Source organism: Methylorubrum zatmanii, assembly GCF_014845115.1.
GTDB classification, from domain to species: Bacteria; Pseudomonadota; Alphaproteobacteria; order Rhizobiales; family Beijerinckiaceae; genus Methylobacterium; species Methylobacterium zatmanii.
In genome coordinates, this window is the sequence record NZ_NKUI01000178.1 from 1 (window position 1) to 9849 (window position 9849).

At 69.1% G+C, this 9849-nt stretch carries 8 protein-coding genes and 1 pseudogene; 5 read left to right on the plus strand and 4 right to left on the minus strand.

Annotated elements, in window-relative coordinates; all coding sequences use genetic code 11:
- A pseudogene (locus MZTS_RS19455) lies at positions 1-371 on the plus strand (hypothetical protein); the annotation flags it as partial.
- Positions 372-483: 112 nt separating this feature from the next.
- The gene (locus tag MZTS_RS19460) at positions 484-2172 is read left to right on the plus strand and encodes a thiamine pyrophosphate-binding protein (protein ID WP_009867058.1); all 1689 of its coding nucleotides are present in this window, start codon (positions 484-486) and stop codon (positions 2170-2172) included.
- A gap of 21 nt (positions 2173-2193) precedes the next feature.
- Here MZTS_RS19460 and MZTS_RS19465 read toward each other — a convergent pair whose 3' ends face one another.
- Positions 2194-3156: a polyprenyl synthetase family protein gene (locus MZTS_RS19465; RefSeq protein WP_192285084.1), complete on the minus strand. Its 963-nt coding sequence runs from the start codon at positions 3154-3156 to the stop codon at positions 2194-2196.
- A gap of 36 nt (positions 3157-3192) precedes the next feature.
- Here MZTS_RS19465 and mtgA point away from each other — a divergent pair, with 36 nt between their 5' ends.
- Both mtgA and MZTS_RS19475 read left to right on the plus strand, forming a co-directional pair.
- The gene (mtgA, locus tag MZTS_RS19470) at positions 3193-3978 is read left to right on the plus strand and encodes a monofunctional biosynthetic peptidoglycan transglycosylase (protein WP_192285085.1); all 786 of its coding nucleotides are present in this window, start codon (positions 3193-3195) and stop codon (positions 3976-3978) included.
- A 103-nt stretch (positions 3979-4081) separates the two neighbouring features.
- Positions 4082-4687: a GyrI-like domain-containing protein gene (locus tag MZTS_RS19475; protein ID WP_009865470.1), complete on the plus strand. Its 606-nt coding sequence runs from the start codon at positions 4082-4084 to the stop codon at positions 4685-4687.
- 23 nt (positions 4688-4710) lie between these two features.
- On the opposite strand, the gene MZTS_RS19480 is transcribed toward MZTS_RS19475, so the two are convergent.
- Entirely contained in the window at positions 4711-6102 is a 1392-nt protein-coding gene (locus tag MZTS_RS19480; RefSeq protein WP_192285086.1) for a deoxyribodipyrimidine photo-lyase, read from the minus strand.
- A 522-nt stretch (positions 6103-6624) separates the two neighbouring features.
- Positions 6625-7722 carry a TRAP transporter substrate-binding protein gene (locus MZTS_RS19485; protein ID WP_192285087.1) on the minus strand — a complete coding sequence of 366 codons (1098 nt, stop codon included), beginning with the start codon at positions 7720-7722 and terminating at the stop codon, positions 6625-6627.
- A gap of 133 nt (positions 7723-7855) precedes the next feature.
- Here MZTS_RS19485 and MZTS_RS19490 point away from each other — a divergent pair, with 133 nt between their 5' ends.
- A complete protein-coding gene (locus MZTS_RS19490) occupies positions 7856-8431 on the plus strand; it encodes a hypothetical protein (RefSeq protein ID WP_009865845.1) in 576 nt (191 codons plus the stop codon).
- A 27-nt stretch (positions 8432-8458) separates the two neighbouring features.
- On the opposite strand, the gene MZTS_RS19495 is transcribed toward MZTS_RS19490, so the two are convergent.
- Complete coding sequence (locus MZTS_RS19495; RefSeq protein WP_192285088.1) at positions 8459-9583, minus strand: branched-chain amino acid ABC transporter substrate-binding protein; 1125 nt, start codon at positions 9581-9583, stop codon at positions 8459-8461.
- Positions 9584-9849 lie beyond the last annotated feature (266 nt).

The window sequence follows — 9849 nt, forward strand, 5'->3', positions numbered from 1 at the left end:
CGCGGCCGGTCACCGCCTCGGGCGGCCCGGTCGCCGATCTCTGCCTGCACTACACCACGGATCTCTCGCCTGGCAGCATCACCGCGCTGACCCTGTTTGCCGAGCCCGTCGCCGCCGGTCACTCGACCGCCTATCTCGGCCTGCGATCCGGCGGAGACGCCCTCGGGCGCTTCGGGCGCGAAAGTTTCGGCTGGATGACCGACCGCTACGGCAATCTCGATGCGCCCGCGATCTATCCGGACAAGGGGGGCTTCCTCACCTGGCTCGACCGCCGGGCCCCGCGCATCGACGGAGGCGACGCCTCCTCCCTCTACGGGCGCCCCGTCTACTGGGCGACCTGGACCGTGCGCCCGCGCCCCGCCGCGCCCTGAGCGGTGACAGACCGGCCGAGGTCGTCACGGTCCGGGGCGATCGGCCGGACGAGGGGCCGCCGGCACGGCGTTGATGGGAAAGGGGCTGTTCGAACCTGACGGGAGAGCGGGCATGACGGTCGCGACACTCGAATCACTTGCTGAACGGCGGGGCGCCGACGTGCTGGTGGAGGTGCTGCGCAGCGAAGGCGTCCGCTACGTGTTCGGCAATCCCGGCACCACCGAGCTGCCCCTCATCGATGCGCTGACCGATGCGTCCGACATCGCCTACGTGCTGGCCCTGCAGGAGGCGAGCGCGGTCGCTATGGCAGACGGCTATGCCCAGGCCGCCCGCCGGCCCGGCTTCCTCAACCTGCACACCGCCGGCGGCCTCGGCCACGGCATGGGCAACCTGCTCAACGCCCAGATCTCCGGCACACCCCTGGTGGTCACCGCCGGCCAGCAGGATTCGCGGCACGTCATCACCGATCCGCTGTTGTTCGGCGACCTCGTGACGATCGCGAGCCCGACCGTGAAATGGGCGCGCGAGGTCACCCACGCCGACCAATTGCCGGTGCTCCTGCGGCGCGCCTTCCACGACAGCACGGCGGCGCCCTCCGGCCCCGTCTTCCTGTCCCTGCCGATGGACGTGATGGAGGCGAGGACCACCGCCCCCCTCGGCGAGATCTCGACCATCGATCACCGCCCGGTGGCCGGCTCCCTCGACCGGCTGGCGGATCGTCTCGCGGCGATCCCGCCGGGGCGCCTCGCCCTGATCGCCGGCGACGAGGTCGATATGAGCGATGCCGCGGCCCAGGCGGTGCGGCTCGCCGACCTGCTGGCGGCACCGGTCTACGGCTCGTCCTGGCCGGCCCATATCCCGTTCCCGTCCGCCCACCCGCTCTGGATGGGCAACCTGCCGACCAAGGCCAGCGGCATCGCCGAGATCCTCGGCCGCTACGATGCGGTCTTCGCGCTGGGCGGCAAATCGCTGATCACGGTGCTCTATACCGAGGGCTCGGCCGTGCCGCCGGGGACGCAGGTCTTCCAGCTCTCGGCCGATGCCCGCGATCTCGGGCGCACATACGCCACGCAGCTTTCGACGGTCGGCGACGTGCGCGCCTCGCTCGATGTGCTGATCCCCCTTCTGGAAGACCGGGTCGCGCCCCGCGCCGAGGCCTATGCCCGGCTGCGGAGCGAGGCGGTGCAGGCCTACGATGCCCGCCGCGCGGCCTTGGCCGCCAAGGCCGAGGCCGCCTTCGCCGATCCGGTGATCCACCCCCTCGTCGCCGCCTCGGAGATCGCCCACGCGGTCGGCGCCGGGATCGCCATCGTCGATGAGGCCCCCGCGACCCTCGGGCATCTGCGCACCTTCCTGCACAGCACCTGGGCGCGGCAATATTCCTCGATCCGCGGCGGCGTGCTGGGCTGGGGCATGCCGGCCTCGGTCGGCTATTCGCTCGGCCTCGACCGCGCGCCGGTGGTCTGCATCGTCGGTGACGGGGCGGCGATGTACTCGCCTCAGGCGCTGTGGACGGCCGCGCACGAGCGGCTGCCGGTGACCTTCGTGGTCATCAACAATGCCGAGTACAACATCCTCAAGCAGTTCATGAAATCGCAGACGCACTACGCGTCGGTGCGGGCGAACCGCTTCATCGCCATGGATCTCACCGAGCCGCGCATCGATTTTCCGGCGCTGGCCGCCTCGATGGGCGTGCCCGCCCGCCGCGTCGAGCGGGCCGGGGACATTGCCGGCGCGGTGGAGGCGGGGATCCGCTCGGGAGAACCGAACCTCGTCGAGATCGTCGTCAGCGCGGCCTGAGCGGCCGCGCCGGGACAGGGATCAGGCCTTGCGGGCCACGGTGAAGCGGGCGGCGTCCTTGAGCACCTGCGCCCGCGCACCCCAGGGGGCGACCGCTTCCTCGCAGACGGCCACCAGCCGGTCGCACTCGGCCCGCGCCCCGTCGAGGCCGAGGCGGTCGACCAGGGTCGCCTTGCCGGCATCCTTGTCCTTGCCGGTGGCCTTGCCCATGGCTTCCGGGGAGGCTTCCCGGTCGAGGATGTCGTCGGCGACCTGAAAGGCTTGGCCGAGCGCCTTGCCGTAGCGCAGGAGGGCGGCGCGCTCGTCGGCATTCGCCCCGCCGACCAGGGCACCGGCCTCCACGGAGAAGGCGAGGATCGCGCCGGTCTTCATCGCCTGCATCCGCAGGGTGTCGTCGATATCCATGTCGGCCGGGCCGAAGCGGCCTTCCGCCGAGAGGTCGAGCAGCTGGCCGCCGACCATGCCGCCGAGGCCGGAGGCGCGGGCGAGGCCAAGGACCAGCTCGGCCCGGATCGCCGGATCGGGCTGCCAGCGCGGATCGGCGGTCACCTCGAAGGCCAGCGTCTGGAGCGCGTCGCCGACGAGGATGGCGGTCGCCTCGTCGTAGGCCTTGTGGACGGTGGGCTTGCCGCGGCGCAGGTCGTCGTCGTCCATGGCCGGCAGATCGTCGTGGACGAGGCTGTAGCAATGCACCAGCTCGACGCCCGCGCCCGCCGCCAGGGCCGCGTCTTCCGCGCCGCCAAGCATCCGCGCCGTCTCGATGGCGAGGAAGGGCCGCAGCCGCTTGCCGCCGCCGAGCACCGCGTGGCGCATCGCCTCCATGAGCCGGGGCGGACGGTCGATCTCGCCGGGCTGCAAGGTCGGCCCGAGCAGATCGACGAGGAAAGTCTCGACGGTGTCGGCGACCTGAGCGAGCCTGTGGGTAAAGTCACCCGTATAGGCGTCCGCCTTGACCGAGGGGTGGGAAGCCTGCGTTGAGGTCATCGGGACTGGCCTGGATCGGGGAGGGGCGGACGCGACGTGGCGGTGCCGGAGGAGAGCGAGGCGGAACGGCACGGGCGCGACCTGCGACGGATTCCAGCGTCGCGGCCTCTCGCGAGGGCCTCCGCGACGCGGATGCCCGCTCCGAGGCGTCGAACCGGGCTGCGGCGCGCCGCAGCCCTGATCACCCTCGCTCCCATTGCCATACTTGCCTTCACGCTCACGCTCGCGCTCGTCTATAGCGTGGTGACCCCGCCCTCAACCCTGATGCTCGGTCGATGGTTGACACTTCAGGGAGCGCAGCGGGACAGCGTGCCCCTGGAGGCGATCGCCCCGGCCCTGGTCCAAGCGGTGTTGGCGTCCGAGGATCAGCGGTTCTGCCTGCACAACGGCGTCGATTGGCGCGCGCTGCGCGAGGTGGTGGACGACGAGGAGGGGCCGAGCCGCGGGGCCTCTACCATCACCATGCAGACGGTCAAGAACGTCTTCCTCTGGCCCGGCCGCTCCTATATCCGCAAAGGTCTGGAGATTCCGCTCGCGGTGATGGCCGACGCAGTCTGGGGCAAGCGCCGCACCATGGAGATCTATCTCAACGTCGCCGAGTGGGGCGAGGGGATCTTCGGGGCCGAGGCCGCCGCCCGCCACTGGTTCCGCAAGAGCGCCCGCGATCTCACCCGCAACGAGGCCGCGCTGCTGGCCGCCGTTCTGCCGAACCCGATCCTGCGCAGCGCCGGCAAGCCGTCGCGCGTCGTGCGCTCGCTCGCCGGGCGCATCCAGAGCCGGATGGGGCAGGTGGACGGGCTGATGGGGTGCTTGAAGCGGTGATCGCGATGGAGCCCGGTCGCCAAGGAGAGGGTGATCTGGGGGAGGGTGGCCTGCCCAACGCCGAGGCTCTTCAATGCAATCGGCCAACGGACCTCGATGATCCATGGACAAGATCGATCTGAAGAAGCGCTTCAAGGAACTCTACAGCGCACCGACGCGGGAGTTCTGCGAGATCCATGTTCCGACCTTGACCTACCTCAAGGTGGACGGTGCGGGCGATCCCAACTCCGCTGCCGCTTACCGCGAGGCGATCACGTGGCTGTACGGCGTTAGCTATGCGGTGAAGTTCGCGGCCAAGGCCCTGGGGCAGGACTACGTCGTGCCGCCGCTGGAGGCGCTCTGGTGGGCCGATGATCCCGGCAGCTTCGTCCGGCGCGAAAAGGAGACTTGGCGCTGGACCGTCATGATCCCGGCACCTGATATTGTCACGGACGCCATGTTCGAGGCCGCAGCGGCGAAGATCGGGGCCAAGCTCGGCCCGCGGCCCGTATCGTTGCGCTTCGAGCCCTACGCGGAGGGTCGCTCACTGCAGATCCTGCACATCGGCCGCTACGACGACGAAGGTCCGACCCTCGCGCGGCTGCACCACGAGGTCATGCCGGGACGGGGAGTGACCTTCAACGGCCCCCATCACGAGATCTACCTGAGCGATCCGCGCAAGACGGAGGCCGCCAAGCTCCGGACGATCCTGCGTCAACCGATCCGGTAAGACGCCGACGGATCACCGAGGCTTCACGCCGTCTCTGCCTCGCACAGCCGCGCCACCGCCCGCTCATAGGCCTTCGCGTCGAACTTCCGGAGCGAGTTCTCGCTCTGGTAGCGCACACTCCCGAAGATCTTGCGCGTCTGCCACGGGCGGTCGTGCAGCCCGAAAATCCAGGCGACGTTGGTGAAGGAATTCGCATCGCGCCCGTCGAGGAAGTAGCGGTTGTTGAGCCGCAGTGTTCGCGCGAAGGCCTCCTCCGGCGAGGGGGACCATTCGAGGATCTTCTTGCCCCAGTACATGCGCAACTGGTTGTGCATGTAGCCGGTCTCGCGCATCTCGCGCATGGCGACGTTCCAGTAATGGTCATGCGTTCGCCCCTCGGCCAATTCCTCCTCGGAATAGAGGGTCGGGCGCGCGTCGTCGGCATGCGCCGCCAGGGTCTTGCGGGCCCAATCCGGCACGGCGCGGGCGTAATCGTCGTAGCCCTCCGTGTGGAAGACGTGGTTCATCGCCAGTTCGCGGCGGACGATGAGCTCTTCGAGATAGGCGGAGCGGTCGTCCCGGTCGCCGTCCTTGGCCCCGCGAATCGCCAGCGCGATCTCCACCGGCGAGATCTGCCCGAAATGCAGGTACGGGCTCATATGCGAGGCCGCCCCGGCCTCCGGCTTGTTGCGGCCGGCGCCGTAGCCCGCGAAAGCCTCGGTCAGGAAGGTCTTGAGGCGTTTCAGGGCCTCGGTATGGCCGCCGCGGAAGCGTTTCACCGGGCCGACGACGGTGTCGAGGGTGAGCGTGGCCAGCAGCCTCTCGGGGTTCGACACGTCGAGCCCGCCCTTCAGCGTCAGACCCTTGGCGGAATGCTCGACCGTCCGTGGCGTCAGGGGAGCGAGATAGTCGTCCCACAGCCGGTGCAGCTTCGGGCGCAGGGTGCGCGCGGCGTATTCATGCTTGGTCGAGGCGGCCTCGACGGGCACCACCACGTCCCCTTCGACTTGGACGATCCGGCACTCCGTTCCGTTCGCGATCTCGCCGTACCAGCGCTTCTGGATCGCGAGATAGCCACGGTCGAGGACGAGCAGGGCTGCCTTTCCGGAGAGATCGATCGCGACCTCGGCCGGCGTGCCGCGACGGACGAGGAAGGCGATGCCGCGCCGCTCCAAGGCGGCCGCAGCGTCGGCCAAGCCCTGGAGCAGGAAGGCGTAGTGCCGGGCATTGGCTTCCGGGAAGCCGTTGGCGCCGTCGAGCAGCCCGAAGCAGACCAAAAGCGGCAACTTCAAACGGTTGGCCTCCTCCACCGCCAGTTCCAGCGCCGGGTTGAAGGGCACGCGCATCGCCTGCTGCATCAGATACAGCACGTAGGAGGCTTCCTCCCGAGGAGGGACATCCCTGAGCAGCCGGATGCGGGCGGATTGGATGGCCATCGTGGTGCGCCCTCTCGGCTCGCGGCCCCGCTTTCAGCCCCTCGCACGCGGGACCGGCCTGGCCACGCCTGGCGCTCAGGCCGATTCGCCCCAAGGTGGATGAGCGGGTCGTCGCGCCAGCGAATGCGCCAGAACGGCAAAGGTTGCGTGCGCTCCCGGGCCGCTCCGCTCAAGGGTTTGCAAGGGAGCGGCAAGGAGACGGACCGGGTCAGAAAAGCCGAGATGCCTCAAGAACATACTGCTGCGGGAGCGGGCTCTCTACTGAAATGGCGCCCGTCACGACTGAGCTTCGGGCCATAAAACCGCCTGAGGCATTTTGGATACAGGGCATGATCGGTGTGCGCGCGCGCACCCGGAAACGCGATTATTGCCGGCCAATCATCTTGAAAAAATCCGTGATCGGATCACTTTGTGCATTGCGGGATCGCGGACGGCGTCCGCCTCCCGCTGCCCTCTTGGGCGTTTCCTCCCTAGACTTCGGGCCGCTCTTTCGGGCGGCTTTTTTTTGTCTCGCGACCGGACTCAGCCGCGGGCCCGGGCGCGGATCATGAAGTTGTCGTAGGTGTATTCCGCCACTTGGAACCAAAGGTATTCCTCGTTCCGGAAGGTCTTCATCGCGTCGTAGATCCGTTTGAAGTCCGGGTTCTTGCCTGAGAGGTCGGCATAGACCTCGTTCGAGGCCTTCAGCGCCGCCTCCATCACGTCCTGCGGGAAGGGGCGAAGCTGCGCGCCGCCGGAGACGAGCCGGCGCAGGGCCTGCGGGTTGCGCGCGTCGTAGCGGGCCAGAACTTCGGCATTCACCTGCGCCGCCGCCCCCTGGAGGATGGCGCGATAGGATTTGGGCAGGCCTTTCCAGGCCTCGGCATTGATCCAGAAATGCAGCATGGCGCCACCTTCCCAGAACCCGGGATAATGGTAGATTGGCGCGACCTTCTGCAGGCCGAGCTTCTCGTCGTCGTGGGGGCCGATCCACTCGGCCGCGTCGAGCGCCTTGCTGTCCAGGGCGGCGTAGATCTCCGGTCCCGGCGTCGCCTGCACCGCCGCACCGAGCTTGGCCAAGACCGTGGCGCCGAGCCCGCCGATGCGCAGCTTGAGCCCCTGCAGGTCGCCGAGGGTCTTGATCTCCTTGCGGAACCAGCCACCCATCTGGGCGCCGGTATTGCCCCCCGGCAGCGCCACGAGATTCTGCTTGGCGAAGATCTCGGCGAACAGGTCGGCAGCGCCGCCTTGCAGCCACCACGCGTTCTGGCCCCGGGCGTTGAGCCCGAACGGCAGGGCGGAGGCCAGGGCGAAGGCGGGATTCTTCGCCATGCCGGAACTGGCCGAGACATGGCCCATCTCGACCTTGCCGCCGCCGACCGCGTCGAGCACTCCTTCGGCCGGAACACCTTCTCCCGCCGCCGAAACCTGAATCTGGAACCGCCCGTCGGTTGCTTCCGCCACGGCCTTGGCGAGGCTCTCCGAGGCGCCGAACAGGACATCGAGGTTGCGGGCGTAACCGGAGGACAGGCGCCAGCGCAGCTCGGGCGCACCCTGCTGGGCACGGGCGGGGCTCGACAATGTCCCGGCCGCGCCGAGACCGGCCGCGAGGAGGGCACGCCGTTGCAGGGTGTTTCGCATGGGGCTCCCGGCTCGTTCCGACACGCTCTCTCCGATGGACGTGCCATACACGCGATGCCCGTGATCGGGAAACGGCCCCGATCCCGCGCCGGCGCCGTCGCTTCCGTGGGCGGGCCGTGATAGCAGGCTCGGCGTGAACACCGAGAATCTCAGCCTCCATACCGTCTGCGGCCTCGACGAACTGGCCGAGCATCAGGCGCGCGGCGTCAGCCACATCCTGTCGATCCTCGATCCCGACCGGGCGGATCCGGAGGCGTTCGGCACCTACGGCACGCATCGGCGCATTGTCCTGCGCTTCCACGATGCGATCGAGCCGGGGCCGGGCATCGTCTTGCCGGAGCGCGAGGACGTGGCGGCGATCCTGGCCTTCGGCCGCGAGGCGGCCGCCGATGGCGGGGAGGTCCACATCCTGGTTCACTGCCATGTCGGCATTTCGCGCTCGACGGCGGCGCTGGCGACCCTGTTCGCGCAAGCAGAGCCCGACACCCCGGCCGACATGCTGATCGCGCGGCTCCACGCCCAGCGGGAGAAGGCGTGGCCGAATGCGCGGATGATCGCCTTCGCCGACGAGATGCTCGGCCGCCGGGGCAGCCTCAGTGAGGCGGTCCGGCAGCTCCATGCCCTGCAGCTGCGCAAGCGCCCGCATCTCGACCAGCTGATGCGCGATCTCGGCCGCGGTGCCGAGGTCGATGCGGCCCTGAGGGGGTAGGAAGCGGGACCGGTTCGCCCGCCGTGATCAGTTTGCCTTGGCCGGCGTGAAATTGCCGTCGCGCCAGACATAGAGCACGTAGCCCTGGGCGGTGATGTCGCCCTTGGTGTCGAAGCCCACGGGGCCGAGCACCAGATCGAAACGCTCTCCGTGCAGGGTTTTGGCGATCGGCGCCGGCTGGGTGCTGTGCGCGAAGTTGCCCGCCTCCACCAGCGCCTGGAGCGCGGCGTAGCCGTAGATCATCGAGCCGTCCGCATCGATTCCCTGTGCCTTGAAGGCGGCCACCACCCCCTGCGCCTCGGGCTTGCGGCTCGGGTCGAGGTAGAACGTCATCAGCACGCCGTTGCTGGCGGAGCCGGCGATGCGGGCGAAGTCCGGCGTGGCGATGGCGGAGGTGCCGAACCATTGCGGACGAAAGCCCCGCTCGGCGGAGATGCGCACGAGGCGGCCCATCTCCTGCGCGTCGCCGCCGTAATAGACGACATCGATGCCGGCAGCCTTCAGCCGGTCGGCCAGGGCCGCGTCGTCGGCATCGCTCGGCTGGAAGGCGGTGGACAGGGCCTCGTTGACGCCGATGCGGTTGAGGTTGTCCTTGGTCGCCGCCGCGAGGGTGCGCGAGGCCGGCGAGAGGTCGCTGAGGATGGCGATCTTCCGGTCGCGGAAGCGTTCGGCGAGGATCGCGGCGGAGAGCTTGGCTTGGTCGTCGTCCCGGCCGCAGACCCGGAAGATCGTCGGCAGGCCGCGATCGGTCAGCTTGGAGGCGACTGAGGCCGCCGTGATCATCACAATCCCGTTGGCGGCGTAGACATCGGAGGCCGCGAGCGACGCATTCGAGCAGACATGGCCGACGACGAGCCGGACGCCGGAATTGACGTAGTGGTTGGCGACGGCCGTGGCCTGATTCGAGTCGCAGGAATCGTCCTGCACGTCGAGTACGACGGTCTCGCCGTTGATGCCGCCCTTGGCGTTGGCGTCCCGGGCCGCCGCCTCGACGCCGCGCAGGACCTGCTCGCCAACGGTGACGTAGGGGCCGGTGCGCGGCACCGCCACGCCGACCTTGACCTCCGCCGCCGCCGGCACGGCCGAGAGGATGAGCCCGGACAGCAGCGCGAGGGCGGCCGTGCCGAGGGCGAGGGGGCGTCGGACGGTCATGGCGCCTCTTTTCCAGCCCGCCGCCCCGTTGCCAAGGTCTGCCGGACCGGACCTTTGTCTGGTGTCAGGACCGCGATCCTGCGCCGGCTTGGTATGCGAGGCCGGTACGGCCGCGCGTCCGGCGTCGCATTCGCCGTATGGAACGACGCGGGAACGGCCTTTGGCAAGTCGGATCTCGAGGAAACGTGCAAGGACTGTGTCGGGAAAAGAAGTGGAGCGTCCGAGTGCCGACCGGACGAAGATCCTACTTCGTGACGGTATAGATG